The organism is Tateyamaria omphalii (assembly GCF_001969365.1).
GTDB lineage: Bacteria > Pseudomonadota > Alphaproteobacteria > Rhodobacterales > Rhodobacteraceae > Tateyamaria > Tateyamaria omphalii_A.
In genome coordinates, this window is sequence record NZ_CP019312.1 from 868,400 (window position 1) to 887,814 (window position 19,415).

Annotated in this window: 19 protein-coding genes; 13 read left to right on the plus strand and 6 right to left on the minus strand. The window is 62.2% G+C overall.

Annotated features, from left to right (window positions below; translation table 11 throughout):
* Positions 1–46: 46 nt before the first annotated feature.
* Positions 47–496 (minus strand): DUF4174 domain-containing protein, encoded by a 450-nt coding sequence (locus BWR18_RS04230; protein ID WP_076626851.1) that lies wholly within the window; start codon positions 494–496, stop codon positions 47–49.
* A 166-nt stretch (positions 497–662) separates the two neighbouring features.
* On the opposite strand from BWR18_RS04230, the gene BWR18_RS04235 reads away from it, so the two are divergent.
* The 7 genes from BWR18_RS04235 to BWR18_RS04265 all read left to right on the plus strand — a co-directional run bounded on the left by BWR18_RS04235 (position 663) and on the right by BWR18_RS04265 (position 7,081).
* On the plus strand, positions 663–1,604 hold the full coding sequence (locus BWR18_RS04235; protein ID WP_076626852.1) for a hypothetical protein: 942 nt from the start codon (positions 663–665) through the stop codon (positions 1,602–1,604).
* On the plus strand, positions 1,561–3,684 hold the full coding sequence (scpA, locus tag BWR18_RS04240) for a methylmalonyl-CoA mutase (protein WP_076626853.1): 2,124 nt from the start codon (positions 1,561–1,563) through the stop codon (positions 3,682–3,684). Before BWR18_RS04235 ends, scpA begins: the two co-directional genes overlap by 44 nt.
* 215 nt (positions 3,685–3,899) lie before the next feature.
* Complete coding sequence (locus BWR18_RS04245) at positions 3,900–4,508, plus strand: VOC family protein (RefSeq protein WP_076626854.1); 609 nt, start codon at positions 3,900–3,902, stop codon at positions 4,506–4,508.
* Positions 4,505–5,008: a GNAT family N-acetyltransferase gene (locus BWR18_RS04250; RefSeq protein WP_076626855.1), complete on the plus strand. Its 504-nt coding sequence runs from the start codon at positions 4,505–4,507 to the stop codon at positions 5,006–5,008. The genes BWR18_RS04245 and BWR18_RS04250 overlap by 4 nt, the downstream gene beginning before the upstream one ends.
* Positions 5,009–5,017: 9 nt before the next feature.
* A complete protein-coding gene (locus tag BWR18_RS04255) occupies positions 5,018–5,698 on the plus strand; it encodes a molecular chaperone DjiA (RefSeq protein ID WP_076626856.1) in 681 nt (226 codons plus the stop codon).
* Entirely contained in the window at positions 5,698–6,699 is a 1,002-nt protein-coding gene (locus BWR18_RS04260; RefSeq protein WP_076626857.1) for an endonuclease/exonuclease/phosphatase family protein, read from the plus strand. The genes BWR18_RS04255 and BWR18_RS04260 overlap by 1 nt, the downstream gene beginning before the upstream one ends.
* 16 nt (positions 6,700–6,715) lie before the next feature.
* Positions 6,716–7,081 carry a hypothetical protein gene (locus tag BWR18_RS04265; RefSeq protein ID WP_076630115.1) on the plus strand — a complete coding sequence of 122 codons (366 nt, stop codon included), beginning with the start codon at positions 6,716–6,718 and terminating at the stop codon, positions 7,079–7,081.
* Here BWR18_RS04265 and BWR18_RS04270 read toward each other — a convergent pair.
* The 4 genes from BWR18_RS04270 to BWR18_RS04285 form a co-directional block, all read right to left on the minus strand.
* Positions 7,078–8,628, minus strand: a complete 1,551-nt coding sequence (locus BWR18_RS04270; protein ID WP_076626858.1) for a Ppx/GppA family phosphatase — start codon at positions 8,626–8,628, stop codon at positions 7,078–7,080. The two genes, BWR18_RS04265 and BWR18_RS04270, sit on opposite strands and share 4 nt — an antisense overlap.
* 131 nt (positions 8,629–8,759) lie before the next feature.
* A complete protein-coding gene (locus BWR18_RS04275) occupies positions 8,760–10,928 on the minus strand; it encodes an RNA degradosome polyphosphate kinase (RefSeq protein ID WP_076626859.1) in 2,169 nt (722 codons plus the stop codon).
* Positions 10,929–10,980: 52 nt separating this feature from the next.
* The gene (locus BWR18_RS04280; RefSeq protein WP_076626860.1) at positions 10,981–11,652 is read right to left on the minus strand and encodes a DnaA ATPase domain-containing protein; all 672 of its coding nucleotides are present in this window, start codon (positions 11,650–11,652) and stop codon (positions 10,981–10,983) included.
* 2 nt (positions 11,653–11,654) lie between these two features.
* A complete protein-coding gene (locus BWR18_RS04285) occupies positions 11,655–12,761 on the minus strand; it encodes an AI-2E family transporter (RefSeq protein WP_076626861.1) in 1,107 nt (368 codons plus the stop codon).
* 232 nt (positions 12,762–12,993) lie between these two features.
* Here BWR18_RS04285 and proS point away from each other — a divergent pair, with 232 nt between their 5' ends.
* The 6 genes from proS (at position 12,994) to BWR18_RS04315 (ending at position 18,961) form a co-directional block, all read left to right on the plus strand.
* Positions 12,994–14,331 (plus strand): proline--tRNA ligase, encoded by a 1,338-nt coding sequence (gene proS / locus BWR18_RS04290; protein WP_076630116.1) that lies wholly within the window; start codon positions 12,994–12,996, stop codon positions 14,329–14,331.
* A gap of 13 nt (positions 14,332–14,344) precedes the next feature.
* Positions 14,345–15,349 (plus strand): serine hydrolase domain-containing protein, encoded by a 1,005-nt coding sequence (locus tag BWR18_RS04295; protein ID WP_172839353.1) that lies wholly within the window; start codon positions 14,345–14,347, stop codon positions 15,347–15,349.
* Positions 15,346–15,852: a DUF2937 family protein gene (locus BWR18_RS04300; protein ID WP_076626863.1), complete on the plus strand. Its 507-nt coding sequence runs from the start codon at positions 15,346–15,348 to the stop codon at positions 15,850–15,852. The genes BWR18_RS04295 and BWR18_RS04300 overlap by 4 nt, the downstream gene beginning before the upstream one ends.
* A gap of 51 nt (positions 15,853–15,903) precedes the next feature.
* A complete protein-coding gene (locus BWR18_RS04305) occupies positions 15,904–17,190 on the plus strand; it encodes a lipoprotein-releasing ABC transporter permease subunit (RefSeq protein ID WP_076626864.1) in 1,287 nt (428 codons plus the stop codon).
* Positions 17,183–17,869: an ABC transporter ATP-binding protein gene (locus tag BWR18_RS04310; RefSeq protein WP_076626865.1), complete on the plus strand. Its 687-nt coding sequence runs from the start codon at positions 17,183–17,185 to the stop codon at positions 17,867–17,869. Before BWR18_RS04305 ends, BWR18_RS04310 begins: the two co-directional genes overlap by 8 nt.
* 105 nt (positions 17,870–17,974) lie before the next feature.
* Positions 17,975–18,961, plus strand: coding sequence for an Ldh family oxidoreductase (locus BWR18_RS04315; protein ID WP_076626866.1), 987 nt, complete (start codon positions 17,975–17,977; stop codon positions 18,959–18,961).
* Here BWR18_RS04315 and BWR18_RS04320 read toward each other — a convergent pair.
* Positions 18,958–19,392 (minus strand): DMT family transporter, encoded by a 435-nt coding sequence (locus tag BWR18_RS04320; RefSeq protein WP_076626867.1) that lies wholly within the window; start codon positions 19,390–19,392, stop codon positions 18,958–18,960. The genes BWR18_RS04315 and BWR18_RS04320 overlap by 4 nt on opposite strands.
* Positions 19,393–19,415 lie beyond the last annotated feature (23 nt).

Consider the following 19,415-nt stretch of genomic DNA (forward strand, 5'->3'; position numbering starts at 1 on the left):
CTGTGGTGTTTAACGACGAACCGTTAATGCAGTCTCAACGGTTCGTTCAACTGTCTTGTCCGCGTCGTTCGCGGATTTCGCGCTGCCGGATCGGCATCTTGTCGATGGACCGCGTGATCTCACGCACGTCCCACGGAAAGGGTTTGCGCAGTTTCACGCCACCATCCTTGCCGACAAGGACCAGCATGAAGCCACGGGGGCGGAATTGCAGCCGCAAGTCGCTATCGACCGAGGGATCGGTATCGGTCAACACGACAACGTCCCGTTCGGCCAAGTCCTCGGCACGCGCTTCGAGAAACTCCATCTGCTGCCCGAAGTTTGGATCGTTCGGACTGTCGGCAAACACGATTATGGGTCGTTTTTCCCATACAAGTTCGCTTAAATCCGGGACATTTCCGGTGACAAAGACGGAAGGCTCCGGCGCGCCATTGCTTTCCGCAGCGACTGCGGAACCGCCGAAAAGTCCAACCAGAACAATAGGTAGTAACTGTTTCATCTGCTCTCCTGCTGGGATCAATGTAGCTGCTTTTTCCGCAATTGCGACGGCTGCTCGCGTCAATTTTAGCTTTAATCGCTCCGCAAGGCTTGGCGTGCGACCTCTCAACCATCTGCGTCGGCCCCGTGCTGGGCAGTTGACGCGCATGGCAAGGGATCAAAGCGGCATGAAAGTTATTCTGCACATTGGGGCACACCGGACCGGAACGACGTCCTTTCAGGCCTATATTCGACAGAATGCGGACTTCATGCGGTCGCGTCGCATCGGGTTCTGGGGCCCTCTGCGCACGCGCAAGGGTTTGCTCTCGGGCATCCAGCCTTCCTTTGCCTCGACGCCGAAATCTGCCCGTAGGGCGCGGGGGCGGGTGCATTTGAACCTGCACAAAGCCGAGCGGAACGGCACCAAAACGCTGCTCGTCTCGGACGAGAACATGATCGGCACGATGCGCCGCAATATGCGCAAGCGGTCGCTCTATGATGATGTGGGCGAAAGGATGTCGCGTTACTCTGCGGCCTTTGACGGGCGTATCGACACGGTCGTCATCTCAGTGCGGTCGCTGAACCACTACTGGAACTCGGTTGCCGCTTATTGCGTCGCGCGCGGTCACACAATGCTGGAACCTGATCAACGGTTGCGCATCGCGTTTGGGCCACGCACGTGGCGGGATGCTATAGCCGATGTGGCATGCGCGGTACCGGGTGCACGCATCGTCGTCGTACCCTTCGAACGTACCGCTGGCCGTCCGGATGCGATGTTTCAGGCGCTCACAGGCCTGCATGGTCCACGAACCGCAGCCGAAACCTGGCTGAACCGATCGCCGAGTGTACCACAACTGCGCGAACTGCTGGCCGAGCGCGGCGACAACCCCAACCTGATACGGGGGGCGTCCGAACGGTGGACTCCATTCGACCCCGCCGCAAGCGCTGCCATGCGCGAGGCATATCTGGACGATATTCACTGGCTGACTGCCGGTGCCGAAGGACTAGCAACACTGACAGAGGATTTGGGCCAGAGAGGAGCGGGGCAAACCCTGCCGCATGGCCCGCTGACAAGAGGACATGGACATGACAACCAAGAAAGACGAATGGCAGACCCTCGCGGAGGGTGAGCTGCGCGGCCGCCCGGTCGAGGACCTGACCTGGAAAACGCTGGAAGGGATTGACGTCGCTCCGATCTATACCGCCGACGATTTAGCGGGCGTGGATCACCTTGGCACCGTTCCGGGTGAGGCGCCCTTCACCCGCGGGGTGAAGGCCACGATGTATGCAGGCCGTCCCTGGACGATCCGGCAATATGCGGGCTTTTCCACCGCCGAGGAGTCCAACGCCTTCTACCGTCGTGCCCTTGCGTCCGGGCAGCAGGGCGTGTCGGTTGCCTTCGATCTTGCCACACACCGCGGGTACGACAGCGATCATGAACGGGTTGTTGGTGATGTGGGCAAAGCTGGCGTGGCCATCGACAGCGTCGAGGACATGAAGATCCTGTTCGACGGTATCCCGCTCGACAAGGTATCTGTGTCCATGACCATGAACGGCGCCGTCATTCCCATCCTCGCCAATTTCATCGTCGCGGGCGAAGAGCAGGGCGTCGACCGCGCGCAATTGTCCGGAACCATCCAGAACGACATCCTCAAGGAATTCATGGTCCGCAACACGTATATCTATCCGCCGGAACCCTCGATGCGGATCATCGCGGACATCATCGAATACACCTCGAATGAAATGCCCAAATTCAACAGCATTTCCATCAGCGGCTACCACATGCAGGAAGCGGGCGCGAACCTGGTGCAGGAGCTGGCGTTCACCCTCGCTGACGGACGCGAATATGTGCGCGCCGCCATCGCGCGCGGCATGGACGTTGACACATTCGCAGGGCGGCTGTCGTTCTTCTTTGCCATCGGCATGAATTTCTTCATGGAAGCGGCCAAGCTGCGCGCCGCGCGTCTGCTCTGGCACCGCATCATGTCCGAGTTCGAGCCGAAAAACCCCAAATCCTCTATGCTGCGGACCCACTGTCAGACCAGCGGTGTCAGTCTGCAGGAACAGGACCCTTACAACAACGTCGTGCGCACCGCGTTCGAGGCGATGAGCGCGGTACTGGGCGGCACGCAATCTCTGCACACCAACAGTTTTGACGAAGCCATCGCGCTGCCCACGCAGTTCTCAAGCCGTATTGCGCGGAACACGCAGCTCATTCTGCAGAACGAGACGGGCGTGACCAATGTCGTCGATCCGTTGGCCGGGTCCTACTACGTCGAGAAGCTGACCCACGATCTGGCGACGGAAGCCTGGAAGCTGATCGAAGAGGTCGAGGAAATGGGTGGCATGACCAAGGCCGTTGGCTCCGGCATGCCCAAGCTGCGCATCGAGGAAGCCGCCGCGAGGCGGCAGGCGATGATCGACAAGGGCGATGAGGTGATTGTCGGCGTTAACAAGTTCCGGCTCGAGAAAGAGGACGAGATCGACATCCTCGACATCGACAATGCCGCTGTCCGCGACAGTCAGATCGCGCGGCTGACCCGTATCCGGGCAGACCGGAATGAGGATGCTTGCCAAGCCGCCTTGGACGGGCTGAGCGCGGTTGCCGCGTCAGAAGGCAATCTGTTGGAGGCTGCGGTCAATGCGGCGCGGGCACGTGCAACCGTGGGAGAGATTAGCATGGCCATGGAAAAAGAGTTCGGTCGCCACCGGGCAGAGGTGAAAACGCTCGCCGGTGTATATGGTGCTGCCTACGAGGGCGACGCAGGCTTTGCCGCGATCCAGAAGTCCGTCGAGGATTTTGCCGAAGCCGAGGGACGGCGTCCGCGGATGCTGGTGGTCAAGATGGGTCAGGACGGCCACGACCGGGGTGCCAAGGTGATCGCGACAGCCTTTGCCGATATCGGATTTGACGTGGATGTGGGACCCCTGTTCCAGACCCCGGCGGAGGCCGCGCAGGATGCCATCGACAACGATGTGCACGTGATCGGAATTTCGTCGCAAGCTGCGGGCCACAAGACGTTGGCGCCGCAACTTGTGCACGCGCTTAAGGAGGCGGATGCCGAGGATATCATCGTGATCTGTGGCGGGGTGATCCCGCAGCAGGACTATCAGTTCCTCTATGATGCCGGTGTCAAGGCGATCTTCGGACCTGGCACCAATATTCCTGATGCTGCGCAAGAGATCCTCTCGATCCTGCGCGCTGCCTGAACACCCAATTGGCTGCGCGCACAGCGCGGCCAATGACCTGTTCGGTCTTAGGAAAATACGCGCCTGGCGGTGCCATGTGTCTTTTTTGGGTGCCGCGCACAGTTGCGCGATGGCTCACTTTTGGCGTGTTGACCCTTCAACTTGTGACGATGCGCTGCAATAGTAAGCAGCGGGGGCGCCCGCGTGCCACTGGTCCACAACTTCTTGGAAAGCCGATGCTATTTGATCATCTCGTCGTCGGAGGCCGAACGCTCGCCTCGGCGCGTGCGCGCATCGAAGAAGCGTTGGGCGTGCCGATGCAGCCGGGCGGTGAACACGCCGTGTTTCAGACACACAATGCCTTGATGGCGCTGGAGGATGGCCTGTACCTTGAAGCCATTGCGCCCAACCCTGCGGTGCCTGCGCCAGCGCGGCCGCGCTGGTACGATCTGGACCGGTTCGAGGGACCGGCGCGGCTGTCAAACTGGGCGTGCGCCGTGACAGATATGGAGACGGCTTTGAGCGAAATGCCCGATGGGGCCGGCGCACCGGTCTCTGTGCAGCGCGGCAGCCTGTCGTGGCGCATGGCCGTTTCAGAGGATGGAACGACGCCATTCGATAATCTCTGGCCCGCGTTGATCGAGTGGCCAAGCGATGTGCATCCAGCGCGCCAACTTGAGCCGACCGGGGTCCGTCTGCGGCGGTTTACACTGTCACACCCGAAAGGCGATCAGCTTGTATTGGCCCTGGCCGCGCATCTATTTGACGATCGCGTCTCGGTCGAGGTTGGGCCAATCGGCATGAGCGCAACCTTCGACACGCCGCACGGGACCCGAAGCCTGTGATCCGGGACGCCAACCGCGATGATGCAGGCTGGATTGCGGACATCTGGAACGCCGTGATTGCTCATACCCAGATTACATTTACGACGGCCCCGAAAACTCTGGACGACATCGAAAATCTGATCGACACGCGCGTGATGCTTGTTCTTCCCCGTCAGGGCGGCTTTGCCACTTATGGACCGTTCCGTGGCGGTCCGGGTTACGCCGCGACAGTCGAACATACGATCCTGCTCGACCCGACCGCACGCGGACGCGGCAAGGGTCGGGCGCTTTTGACTGCGCTTCAAGCTCGCGCGCGCAGAGAAGGGTATCACATCATGGTCGCTGGGATCAGCGGCATAAACGATGTGGCCATCGCTTTTCACGCGGCCATGGGTTTTGCAAAGGTCGCCCATATGCACCAGGTCGGTCGTAAAGACGGAGTGTGGCTTGACCTGATCCTTATGCAAAAACAGCTGGGTGCGACCGCAGGCGCAGACGCCGCACCCCAAGATACGGTATAGGTTGCACCCATGTCCCTTTGGGCCCGCATATCCGACGCACTTGCTGCACTGACCGCTGGCGAAAGCCTGACGGACATCTTTGACAAGCTGCGCGCGCCGCCTGAACGCAGCGTGGCCTTTGCCATCGCGGTCATCGGGCTGGGCGCCAAGATGGCCAAGGCCGACGGTCAGGTCACGCGTGATGAGGTCACCGCCTTTCGCGAGGTGTTCCATATCGCGGCCAAGGATGAGGCAGGCGCGGCCAAGGTGTTCAACCTCGCCCGTCAGGATGTCGCGGGGTTCGAGGAATACGCGACCCGTATCCACGCCATGTTCGCAAGTCAGCCCGAGACCTTGAACGACTTGATCGAGGGGCTTTTTCACATCGCCATGGCCGATGGTTTTTATCATCCGAACGAGGATGCCTTCCTCGAAGAAGTGGCGCATATCTTCAACATTTCCGATGTGGATTTCCGTGCCCTGCGCGCCCGCTTTGTGCCGGATGCCACCCCGGATCCCTATTCGGTGATCGGGGTCGATCCGGCGTTGGAACTGAACGACATCCGCGTGGCCTGGCGCAAGCTCGTGCGCGAAAACCACCCTGACGCGATGATGGCCCGTGGGGTGCCGGAAGAGGCCGTGCGCCTGGCCGAAAAGCGGATGATCGACATCAACCGCGCCTGGGAAGAAATCTTGAGCACGCGAAGCTGATGCGCATCGCCACCTATAATGTCGAGTGGATGAACAGCCTGTTTGATGATGACGGGGCGTTGCTCAATGACGATGAATGGTCGTCGCGCCATGATGTGACGCGTGCAGCACAGCTCGCTGCCTTGCGAACGGTATTCGGCGCTTTGGATGCCGATGCCGTCATGGTGATCGAAGCCCCGGACACCAGCCGCAGCCGCGACACCGTGCGCGCGCTTGAAAATTTCGCGCGTTTTGCCGACTTGCGCGCACTTCGTGCGATCATCGGATTTTCAAACGACACGCAGCAGGAAATCGCGCTGCTTTACGATCCGGACGTGCTGACCGCCACCCATGCCCCGCAAACGCACCCGGCCGCACCCCGTTTTGATGGCAGCTTCCGCATCGACCTGGATATTGATGCGACCGAGGACGAGGTTGTGTTTTCCAAACCACCGCTGGAGTTGTTGATCGAAACGTCAAGCGGCACCATGCTTCGCATGATCGGCGCGCATCTGAAATCCAAGGCGCCCCACGGCGCGCGCGACCGGGACGAGGTCATGCGCATCTCGATCGCGAACCGCCGCAAACAGCTGGCGCAGGCGATCTGGCTGCGGGCACGCATCGACGCTGTTTTGGTGGATGCTGACCCGCTGATCGTGCTGGGGGATCTTAACGACGGTCCGGGGCTGGATGAATACGAACATCTGTTCGGGCGATCATCGGTTGAGATCATTCTTGGCTCTGGTGCAAAAGCCCTGTTCGACCCCCACGCCCGGCAGGCCCTGCAGCGCCGCTTGGGGGCGACACCGACGACAGCGCGGTTCTGGATCAGACCCGAGCAGCGCTTTCTCCAAGCGCTGCTCGATTACATCATGGTGTCGCCTGATCTGGCTGCGCTGGCGCCCACCTGGCGCATCTGGCACCCGCTAGATGATCCGCAATGTTGGGCGGACCCGACGTTGCGGGATGCGCTGGTGACCGCCTCGGATCATTTTCCGGTCAGCTTGGATATCGTGCTATGATCCCCATATGAATGCCATGAAACCGATTGTTGCAGCGATTTGCATTGCGACCCTCGCAGGGACCGCCGCCGCCCAAGAGCCTGAGGACGAGCGCGGCCTGTCTCTGATGGAACGCGGCGCGCAGATGCTGATGGAAGGGCTGATGCGCGAGATGGAGCCCGCCATGGACGGGCTGCAAGGCATGGCCGAAGACTTCGGACCGGCGATGCGCGACTTTGCGGCCCAGATGGGCCCGGCGTTGCGTGGGCTGCTCGAAGAGATCGAGGACTGGAGCGTCTATCACCCGCCCGAGATGCTCGAGAACGGCGACATCATCATCCGCCGCAAGGCACCGCAAGAACAGAAAAACGCGCCGGACCCCGATACGGAGATCGAGATTTAGCGCCGCCGTTTCTTGACCGTGACCTGCGCGTCCAGCGAATTCGCCAGTGAATTCAACCGCGCCTCTGCCACCTCACCAAAAAGCGGCATGGCATCGGGTGATAGGTGCAGTTCCAGTTCACGTTTCTTTGGGAACCAGCGGAATTCGCCGCGTTCGGCGTCTTTCTCCATCCACAGCATCGCGCCAAAGCGCATGGCTTTGCCAAGTATCTCGGCATCCCGCTGCGTCTTCTCGTCGATCAGATCGTACAACTCCTCGAAATGCGTGCCCTCGCGCTTGTTGGTGTAGCGGTGCAGCAGGGCAAGCCCAAGGAAGATACGTTCGGAATGTTTCAACCCGCCCAGATTGGCCCGCGTTGCGTTGTCAAAACAGACTTCGGCGCGGTAGTCGGGATGCGCGCGCCAGCTTACGTCATGCAAGAGGCACGCGGCCTTGATCAGACGCTTGCGGGCAAGCGGCGCGGATTTGAAGAGCGGTTCGATGAATTGGTACAGCAGTTTGCCAAACCCCGGCATGCGCGCGTCCTTCGCCTCGGCAAAGCGGCAGGCTTCGATCAGCGGGTCGCGATCACGCAAGCGCTGCGGCATCTGTTCGTAAAGCATCCCCTCGCGAATGCCGTAGCTGGACACGGCGATGTCCTTGGGCCGGAACGTCTTGACCAGGCGCCACAGCACTTCCGCCGCCAGCGGGACCAGCGCCATCCGGGCAGATGAGATACCGCAGGCAGCGCGCAGCGCCTCGTGATCGTCGTGTTCGTGGATAAACTTCGTGGTGCGCTGCACCGATTGCGGCGTCATCCGGTATTCATGCAGCACGTGCAGCGGATATCCGCGTCGGTGCATGTCGACCCGTGCAATCGCGCGCCAGGACCCGCCCACAAGGAACAGGCGATCACGCTGCGCGCCCATTTCCTCGTGCAGCTGCTCCATCACTGCCTTGATATGCGCGCTGCGCCCTTTTTTACCGCCCTTGACGGTCTGCAGCTTCAAGGGGCCCAGATCAGAGGTGACCCGCCGACCAACCTCACCGTCGGAAATCTCGGCCAACTCCATCGAAGAACCGCCAATGTCACAGACAAGGCCGTAGGAACCGGGCCAGCCCAGCAGCACCCCCTGGGCTGACAGCCGCGCTTCCTCTCGCCCGTCGATGACGCGGACATTCAGACCGGTTTCACGCAGTACGTCCGAGCGGAATTCGAGACCATCGCTTGCGTCCCTTACGGCAGCGGTTGCGACGACAGACAGGTCCGACAGACCCATCCCTTCTGCCAGACGCTGAAAGCGGGTCAGTGCATCCAGCGCGCGCACGCGCCCCTCGGGGTTCAGGTGGCCTGTGTCGGACAGGCCGGCGCCCAGGGCGCACATGATCTTTTCGTTGTAAAAATAGGCGGGCGAGCGTGCGGCCCCGTCAAACACCACCAATCGAACGGAGTTTGACCCCACATCAACCACGCCCACGCGCGACAAGGCGCGTGCCGACGGATCCTCGAACAGCGGCTTGCCAAAAAGGCTACCGTCGCCAGTCTGTGGCGAAACCGATACGTTCATGGGGCCCCCGCAGTGCGCACTTGCACCCTTTGATGGACCAGCGCGCAACGTGGGTCAATCACAGCGTCGGCCCGGTGGCTCTGTTTCGGCGCGCGCCGAAAGGCGCCCACCCGCCGACCCATTTGCACCAGCTAGTCCTCGGTGTGTGTCAGTTTCGGCACATCTGCGGCACCGGCCGATCCGCGCCCCGACAGCGATGGGTTTTCCATGAAAAAACGGTGGCAACTGAACGCAAATGTACCCTCGGCCAGATTGGGTCGGGAAAACGTCCCTTCCGGCGACATCACCCAGCTTTGCGCCACATCAGCGAGGTTCGCGGCCATCACCTGGCTGACGATCTGTGCCTTGACGGTGTTGTTCTCGATCTCGACCAGCGTTTCGACGCGCCGGTTCAGGTTGCGCCCCATCCAGTCCGCCGACGAGATGAACACGCGCGCTTTCTTCGACGGCAGGCCGTGGCCGTTGCCGAAACAGACGATACGGCTGTGTTCCAGGAACCGCCCGACGATGGATTTGACCCGGATGTTGTCTGACAGACCCTTGATGCCCGGGCGCAGGCCGCAGATGCCACGAATGACGAGGCTGATCTTCACTCCCGCCTGGCTCGCGGCATAAAGCGCGTCGATCACCTCGCTGTCGATCAGCGAATTCATCTTGGCCCAGATCTCCGCCGGTTTGCCCGCGCGGGCATGTTCCGCCTCTGCCGCGATCATGTCGAGCAGGCGGGGCTTCAGCGTGGTGGGTGAGATAGCGAGGTTGTCGAGCCCTTCGGGTGGGGCGTAGCCGGACAGGTAATTGAATACCTTGGTGGCATCGCGCCCCAACTTGGGATCGCAGGTGAACAGCGATAGGTCAGTATAGATGCGCGCGGTGATCGGGTGGTAGTTACCGGTGCCATAGTGCGTGTAGGTCACCAGTTCCTTGCCCTCGCGGCGGACCACGGTGCTGATCTTGGCATGAGTCTTAAGGTCGAGAAAGCCATAGACCACATGCGCGCCCGCGCGCTCCAACCGCCGGGACTGGCGGATATTGGCGGCCTCGTCGAAGCGCGCCTTGAGTTCCACGAGCGCTGTGACAGACTTGCCGTCCTCGGCGGCCTCGCACAGTGCTTCGACAATGGGTGAGTTCTTGGAAGTGCGGTAGAGCGTCTGCTTGATCGCCACCACGTTCGGATCCCGCGCCGCCTGCTGCAGGAAGCGGACCACCATGTCGAATGTCTCGTAAGGGTGGTGCAGCAGCATGTCCTTTTGACTGATCGCGGCCAGCATATCGCCATCAAAATCGGTGACCCGTTCCGGCACGCGCGGGGTGAAGGATGGCCAGAGCAGGTCGGGCCGGTCGTCCAGCACCAGTTCGCCCAGATCGGCCATGCCCAGCATGCCGTCCATCTCGATCACTTCGGCATCGCTGACAGCCAGCTCTTCCATGATGACGGATTTGAGGGCCTTTGGCGCGCCCGCCGAGTGGGTCAGGCGCACAACCTCGCCCCTGCGGCGGCGTTTCAGGGCAACCTCGAATTCGCGCACAAGGTCTTCGGCCTCTTCCTCGACCTCAAGATCGCTGTCGCGCAGCACGCGAAAGCCGAAATGTGCCTTCAGCTTGTAGCCGGGAAACAGGCTGGGGATGTGCAGGATCAGCAACTCTTCCAGCGGCAGGAAACGGTGGCCGGGGCCGGGCAGCGCGACAAAGCGGTCAATCTGCGCGGGGATCGGCAACAGCGCTTGCAAGGGGCGCTTGTCCTTTGTGCGTTCCAGTTGCAGAGCCAGCGCATTGCCTGTGTTGGGGATAAAGGGGAAGGGGTGCGCGGGGTCGATGGCCAGCGGCGACAGAACGGCAAAGACGCGGTTCAGGAACACTTCGGACAAGTGTTCGGTGTCTTCGGCGGTCAGATCCTGGGCGGTCAGGACGCAGATACCTTCGGCTTCCATAGCGGCCTTGAGGTCTGACAGCACCTCGGTCTGTCGCTGGATCAGGCGGCGGGCGTTTTCGTCAATCAGCACCAGTTGTTCGGCCGGTGTCAGCCCGTCGGCGGCGGGCGTCGTATTGCCCGCGATGGCCAATTCGCGCAGGCCTGCAACGCGCACGGTATAGAACTCATCCAGGTTGCCCGCGCTGATCGACACAAAGCGCAAACGTTCCAGCAAAGGCACGCGCGGGTTCTCCGCCTCTTCCAGGACCCGCCAGTTGAAGCCCAGCCAACTGAGTTCACGATTGAAGAAACGGCCCGGACTGTTGGTGTCGAGGTCGGGCAGTGGTGTGGGCTCTGGAAAGTCGGAGCCAAGAAAGTCAGCATTTGTCATGCGCGGCTTATGTCTGTGGGGTGTAAACGTTGAGTGACAACTATCCGCCGGATCACCGGGGATTGTCCAGACATGCCACCGCAAGTGCCCGTGTAATGGGCTTTTTCTGCGCAAGACTGCGCGCATCAATGGCAGCGACGACCGTGCGCGCGGCGGCAAAACTGCGTTCCATATGCGTGACCAGATAGGGGATCACGTCCGGGCGTGGGGTCAGTTGCCGGTCGGCAAAGAGCTTGGCCAGAACAGCGGCAAGCAAGCTGTCATCCGGCGCATCCAGGGCTGCGTGCCCTGCTGCATCCACGCGGCTTTGAAGATCGGGCAGGCTCAGGCGCCATAGGTTCGGGGCGTTTTCCCCGGTCATGAGCAAGGGGTGGCCCGCGGTCTGCAACGCGTTGTGGATATGAAACAGCGCAGTCTGGCAGGCGCTGTTCCGCGCGATCCGGTCGACATCCTCGACTGCGAGTGGGGCGTCGAACAATGCGTCGGGTGACGTCGTGTTCAACGTATCTGCGGCAACGATCCGGGCGCCACTGTCTGCTGCCCAGACATGGGCCAGATGGGTCTTGCCCGCGCCCGAAGGGCCGGTCAGGGCCAGCTTGCCGTTGGGCCAGGACCGCCAGGCATCGACCATCGACAAGGCAACGGCATTCGAGGGTGCGACAAGGAAATCATCCCGCCCCAGTGCAACGCGCACCGGAAGGTCAAAGCCAAGCTGCTGGGCCATGATCAGTCCTCGGCCTCGGATTGGCCTTGAGGTTCGGGCGCCGACGTCTCCTCCTTTTCGGAGACGCCAGTATACAGGCGGCTGCTCTGGTACTGTTCGATCACGAACCGCACGATCACCCCGAGGGCGGCCGCCATCGGGACAGCCACCAACATGCCGACAAATCCAAAGAGCGCGCCAAAGACCGACAGCGCGAGGATCAGCCAGACAGGGTGCAGGCCAACGCTGTTGCCCACCAGTTTGGGGGTCAGAAAATTCCCCTCGGCAATCTGGCCGATCTGAAAGACGACAGCGACGGCCACGATCCACCACCATTCTCCCCAGAACTGGAACAGCGCCAGCCCGATGGCCAGCAAGCCGCCCACGATGGCGCCCACATAGGGGATAAAGGTCAAAAGGCCCGCCACGAACCCGACGACCAGACCGAATTGCAGGCCGATCAGCATCAGCGCGATGGCGTAATAGGTCCCGAGGATCAGGCATACCGTGCCCATGCCGCGGATGAACCCGGCGAGGGTCTTGTCCACGTCCTTGGCCAGGCGACGGATCACGGGTGCGTGGTCGCGGGGCAGCAACTCGTCAACCCGCGCGATCATCCTGTCCCAATCCAGCAGCAGATAGACCGCGACGACCGGCACGATCACAAAAAGTACGATGATGTTGATAAGGCTCGCAGCCGAGGTCAGCGCCGTCTCAAGAAGCTGCCCGCCGCGTTCAGAGATGGTCTGACCCAGCGAATTGATCGTCTGCCGGACGGTCGATCCTTCATCCAGAAGGCTCGGGAACCGCTCGGTCAGAAAGGTGCCAAGGTCGCGCGCGAATTGGGGCGTGGCGCCGAACAGCTGGACGGCCTGTTCCACAAGTGTCGGAATGACCAACAGCGCCACGAGGACGAAAACGATGATGGCGCTGATGGTGATGATGCCAGTGGCCAGCCCGCGGCTGCACCCATGCGCCTCCAGCCAATCGGCGACCGGGTCCAGAAAATAGGCGATGGCCGCACCCAGAAAGAACGGCAGAAGTTGGTCGCCCAAGGCATAGAGCAGCAGGAAAAAGACCGCCGCCGCGATCCCCCAATACTTGAACTGTTCGCGGACGGGCAGGGCCATGGATGTTCCGTTGCTTGCGTTGCGCCTAGAGATGCGGGGTTTTGGCGGCGGCTTCAAGGGTCTTGGTGTCACGCCGTGATTTCAATGATCGTCAAGGCGCACGCCTTTTTGTGTGCGGGCTCTGCCCCGTCACAGCCGCGACTCCTTGGGATTTGTTCGAAACAGGGAAGGGGAGATTGCGGGCGTCTGGGCTTTGTCCTAATCAGGGCGAAATGTTGTGAGGGAGCGCATGATGCGTTTGAGCCGTTATTTCCTGCCCGTTCTGAAAGAGAACCCCAGCGAGGCGCAAATCGTCAGCCACCGCCTGATGCTGCGCGCGGGCATGATCAAGCAAGCGAGCGCGGGTATCTACTCTTGGCTGCCGCTGGGCTTCAAGGTGTTGCGCAAGCTGGAAAACATCGTGCACGAAGAGCAGGTGCGCGCGGGTCACATCCCCATGCTGATGCCCACGCTGCAATCGGCGGACCTGTGGCGTGAAAGCGGGCGCTATGATGATTACGGACAGGAAATGTTGCGCATCAAGGACCGGCATGACCGCGACATGCTGTTCGGCCCCACGAACGAAGAGCTGATCACCGACATCTTCCGCAGCCATGTGGGCAGCTACAAGGACCTGCCGCTGACGCTCTACCATATCCAGTGGAAATTCCGGGACGAGATCCGCCCGCGCTTTGGCGTGATGCGGGGGCGCGAGTTTTTCATGAAAGACGGCTACAATTTCGACCTGACGAAAGAGGATGCGTTGCACGCCTACAACCGTCACCTCGTCAGCTACCTGCGCACCTATGAACGGATGGGTCTGCAGGCCATTCCCATGCGCGCGGATGGCGGACCAATCGGTGGGGACTATACCCACGAATTCCTTGTGCTGGCCGACACGGGCGAAAGCGAGGTGTTCTATGACAGCGCCGTCACCGATCTCACCTTCGGCGACCGCGAGATCGACTATGACAGTTTAGAGCAATGCCAGGCGGTGCTGGAAGAGTTCACCTCGAAATACGCTCGCACGGACGAGACCCATGACGAGACCGTGTTCAACGAAATTCCCGAAGACCGCCGCCGCGTGGCGCGCGGGATCGAGGTGGGCCAGATTTTCTATTTCGGGACCAAATATTCCGAGGCGATGAATGCGGTCGTCCAAGGACCCGATGGCAAGCAGGTTCCTGTTCACATGGGCTCGCACGGGATCGGCGTCAGCCGCCTGATGGGCGCCATCATCGAAGCGAGCCACGACGACAAGGGCATTGTATGGCCCGAGGGCGTCACGCCCTATCACTGCGGGATCGTGAACCTGAAACAGGGCGATGAAGAGGCGAACGCCGCCTGCGACGCGCTTTATGCCAGCCTGACAGCCCTTGGGCTCGAGCCGCTCTATGACGACCGCAACGAACGGGCAGGGGGTAAGTTCGCTACGATGGACCTGATCGGTTTGCCGTGGCGCATCACGGTCGGTCCGCGCGGGCTCAAGAACGGTGTGGTCGAACTGACGTCGCGCCGCACGGGCGAAAGCGAGGAACTGCCGCCCGAGGCCGCAGTGCAGAAAGTGGCGGAGATCTACGCGGGGGTGTGATAACCTGATGCAAATGAAGGCGTTTCTCCGATCAGTCCTCTGCACGGCACTTTTGGCCGCGGCACCCGCCTCCAATACGAACGGCGATACGCCCGAGGCGGTGGATTTACGGCTGGAAAGGGCTTTCGCCGAGTGGCTTAAAGACGCCAATACAACCGGAATGCTCGGTGTGGGCGTTGCTGGCCCGGACGGAACCTGGCAGGCGCATCGCTTCCATGGGCGCGATGACACTGGCGCAACAGTGGCCGAGTTGGCGAGCGTCTCAAAATCCGTCACTGCCGTGTGCCTGATGCATCTGGTCGAAGATGGACAGGCCGATTGGTCCAACAGCCTGCACAATTTTCTTGAACCTGCCCCGGATGTCACCCTGGCCGAGTTGGTGACGCACACATCGGGCATAGGTCCGGATGTGACGCAAATCGCCATGCTGGGCTGGCTGGGGCAGAACGCCGGGGGGCAAGGGCATTTCAGCCGGCAGGTGCTTGACCTTGTCAATGCGCGGCCTGCGCAAAACGGCCAGCGCGGCCAATACGCCTACAACAACGAAAACTACGCCCTTCTGGGGCTGGTGATCGAAACCATCACCGGCCAGCCCTTCTTTGAGGCCTGCCAGGACCGCCTCGACCTGCCGGACAGCATCCAAGCCGGCGCGGACAGCGGCGTGTTCCAGCCCTTGGGCGGCCTCGTATCCGATGTGGATGGCTACCTGCGGTTCATGCAGACGCATTTCGGACCGGACAGCCGGATTGCCGCCGACCCCTTTGCCTTGCCCCACGCCGCGATGGGCGGGGGAGCGTATTACGGCATGGGCATGGTGTTTCGACCGTTTCGCGACAGCTTCAACTTCTGGCATTTCGGCGCATTGTGCTTTCCCAAACGGCTGAACACTGGCTCCTTCGCCGTCATGTGGGAAGGCAAGGTCACGGCGCTCGCCATGTATGATGCGTGCATAGACGAGCGGGCGATGTTCGATCTGGATGCCGGGCTGAGTGCTGCAGTCTACGGGGATCGGCCGTGATCCTGCGGGTCCTGGTGCTTGCGGGCGGGCTGTTGGGCGGTGCGACAGCGTCGCAATTCCCCGAATTCGCACAGCAATACCAGCAACGGCTCGGCGGCGCGGTGGATGCGCTGGCCGAGGTGGTGGCCGATTTCGATACGTCGGCGCGGGCCGCGGGGCTCAGCCGTGATGCGGCGCTGGCCCAGATGCAGGGCACCGAGTTTCTGGACCGCAGGCGGGCGGACATGACCCGCACCTTTGACCGCTACGACCGGCTGCGCGCGGATCTTGCGGCGCTTCAGGATGCCGGGCCCTTCATGCGCGCCTATCACGCCGCCCGGTCCACGGACGGTGAGGTGGCAAATGCGGCGTTGACCGCGTTCAAACCCGCCCTGCCGCTCACCTTTGCGGGTGCCGCATTTGCCGGCGCAGGGTTTCTCGCTGGCCTCCTGGCGATGTCGGCCACGCTCAAACTTCTGCTCTGGCCCTTTGCGGGGCGGCGGCGGACCGCCCGCGGGACTTGACCTTGGCCCCGGACCCGGCCACATCTCGCACAGCCCGAGCAGGAGCCGTAAATGGCCAAACAGACCGCCCCCTTTGCCCCCTTTGAGTGGATGATTGCCTGGCGCTATCTGCGTGCCCGCCGGGCCGAGGGCGGCGTCAGCACCATGACCTGGATCAGCCTGATCGGCATCACTCTTGCCGTGTTTGCGCTGATCGCGACCCTTGCCGTGCGCTCGGGCTTTCGCGCCGAATTCGTGGACACGATTCTGGGCGCCAACGCCCACGTCACCGTCTACAACATCGGCGAAGTGACCGAGACGGGGCGCATCGACCGCACCATTGCCAACTATGATGCGCTGGCGGACAGCTTGGCCGACGTGCCAGGTGTCGTGCGCACGGCACCGCTTGTGCGGGGGCAGGTCATGGCCAACCTGCGCAGCCGGAACGCGGGCGTTCAGGTGTTCGGGATGAGCGCCGAGAACCTCGCCGGTCTGCCGCGCATCGCCGATCCAGAAACAGCGCAGGGCGACATTGCCCGGTTTGAACAGGGCATCGCCATCGGTTCCGGCGTGGCACAGGAACTGGGCGCGCAGGTGGGCGACCGGATCAAGCTGATCTCGCCCAACGGGGTGCGCACCGCTTTTGGCACAAGCCCGCGGATCAACGCCTACGAAGTGACATATATCTTCTCTGCCGGGCGCTACGACATCGACCGCGTGCGCGTCTACCTGCCGCTGACCGAAGCGCAGAGCTTTTTCAATCGCGAGGGGGTCGTGGACGAAATCGAGGTGATGGTTGACAGCCCCGAAAACATCGACCGCTACCTGCCGGGCCTGCTGCAAACCGCAGGTGAGCGGGCACAGGTCTGGACGTGGAAGGACGCCTCAGGCGGCTTTCTCCGCGCGCTCGAGGTCGAGGACAACATCATGTTCGTCATCCTGTCGATCCTGGTGCTGGTGGCTGCAATGAACATCGTCTCGGGACTGATCATGCTGGTCAAGAACAAGGGGCGCGACATCGGCATCCTGCGGACGATGGGCCTGACCGAAGGGTCGGTGCTGCGCGTCTTCTTCATTTGCGGGTCGTTCACCGGGATCATCGGCACGGCAATGGGCGTCATCCTCGGGTGCCTCTTTGCGATCTACATCGACCCGCTCTTTGCCTTGGTAAACCAGATCATGGGCGGCGGCGTGTGGGATCCGTCGATCCGCGGCATCTATGCCCTGCCAGCCGAACTGCACCTGCGCGACGTGCTAAGCGCTGTCACCCTGTCGCTTGGCCTGTCCTTCGTCGTGACGATCTTTCCGGCACGTCGCGCGGCCCGGATGAACCCGGTCGAGGCGCTGCGCTATGAGTGACGCGGTCCTGTCGCTTGCGGGGATCACCAAGTCCTACAACACCGGCCTGCCGGGGCAGGTGGATGTGCTGCGCGGCGTCGACCTTGATGTCCAGCGGGGCGAGGTCGTCGCCCTTGTTGCCCCTTCCGGTGCCGGCAAATCGACGCTCTTGCACATCGCGGGGCTGCTGGACACGCCGGATGCGGGCAGCGTCACGCTGCATGGTCAGAACCTGACGGGTCAGTCCGACCGGCGCCGTACGCTCGCGCGCCGGGCCGAGGTCGGGTTCATTTACCAATTCCACCATCTGCTGCCAGAGTTCTCCGCCCTCGAAAATATCGCCCTGCCACAACTGGCCGCCGGGACCACACGGACGGACGCCGACGCGCGCGCGCTGGCTCTTCTGGAAAAGGTCGGCGTGGGCCACCGCGCGTCCCACCGCCCCGCCGAACTGTCGGGGGGAGAGCAACAACGCGTCGCGTTCTGCCGGGCGCTCGCCAATGGTCCTGCGCTTCTCCTCGCGGATGAACCCACCGGCAATCTTGATCCGGCCACATCAGACCAGGTCTTTGATGCGCTGATGGCGCTGGTCCGCGACACCGGCCTGTCGGCGCTGATCGCGACCCACAACCTAGACCTGGCCAAACGCATGGACCGCACCGTACGCCTGGACACCGGACACCTGGCAAAGGTGCCATAGGCGGCCTGTTCAAAGTGACGCAAACGTAAACGTCTGCTTGACGGTTGCGGTTCGGTTTGCTCTGTCTGGTTTCCGCAGTAATGGCTGCGGGGGTTAAAGACGACCATGACGGCGATCACACAGGCCGAAATCGAACGCACGGTGCAAGCGGCCCTGATGGCCCATGGCGCCGATGCGTTCCCAGCGGCAGAGGTGGCGCGCGCCGTCGCGCAGGCCGAGGCGTTGGGGAACCGGATCTGCGGTCTTTATTATCTCGAAAGCTACTGCCAGCAACTCACGACTGGTCGGGTCAAGGGCGACGTGGTGCCCGTCGTGTCCGCGCCGCGCCCGGCGGCGGTCTATGTGGATGCGCAGATGGGCTTTGCCCAGCCTGCTTTTGCGTATGGGCTGGCACCCGCTCTGGACGCGGCGCGCCAATACGGGATCGCAAGCCTTGCCGTGGGTCATGCGCATACGTGCACGGCCCTTGGATACTTCACCGAACAGATCGCGCGCGCCGGTTTGATCGGGCTGGGCATGACCAACGCCTCGCCCATCGTGGCCCCCCCGGGCGGCAAAACGCGGATGATCGGCACGAACCCGATCGCCTTCTCGGTGCCGGACGGGCACGGCGGGTTGGCGATGCAATTCGACCAGTCCACCACCACGGTGGCTCTGGGCAAGATCACCATGGCCAAAGCCGCGGGCGAAACGATCCCCGAAGGCTGGGCCGTCGATGCTGATGGCAACCCCACCACGGACCCGACGGCCGCGCTTGCCGGGTCATTGGTGTCAACAGGCGGGGCCAAAGGGTGGGGTTTCGGCCTCATGGCCGAACTGCTGACTGCGGGCCTCACGGGCGGTGTCCTCAGCCGCGACGTGAAACCGCTCAAGGCACCCGAAGGGCCACCGCACGATCTGGGACAATACTATATCCTGATTGACCCAAGCGCGTCCGGCGCTTTCATGGAAAGGCTCGAACAGTTCAAGGAATACCTCTCGGAAGACCCGTCAGGCCGTATGCCCGGCCAGACCCGCACACCCGCCGACCCGGTTGATGTTGACCCCGCCGCCTGGGCACAGGCGCAAGCGCTGGCCGGGATCGCGGGCTAGGCCAGCTGCGTCAGCCAAACGCCAGCGGCCATCAGGGCAATCCCGCCCATTCGTGTCACACTCAGCGCCGTCGCCTGCGCACCGAACAGGCCGAAATGGTCAATCGCCGCGGCAGAGATGAGCTGGCCCAGCAGCACAAAGAACACCGCGTTGCCCACCCCGAAATGCGGCGCGATATATGTGATACTCAGGACGTAGAACGCGATCAGAACACCGGCGAGCAGCAAGTGCTTGGGGGCAGACGCGACCTTGGATACGCCCTGCGCGCCGGTCAGGACAAAGACGGTGGCCGCCGTACCAAATGCGATGATGAACAGCACCGTGGCGGCCGCCGCCGGGCTGCCCACGCGCGTGCCAAGGGCCGCGTTCAAGGCGGCAAGGATCGGAATACCGATCCCGGCCAGAAGCATGATCAGGGCATATTGGGCCATGTGGCTCCTCCGGTTGTGATGGA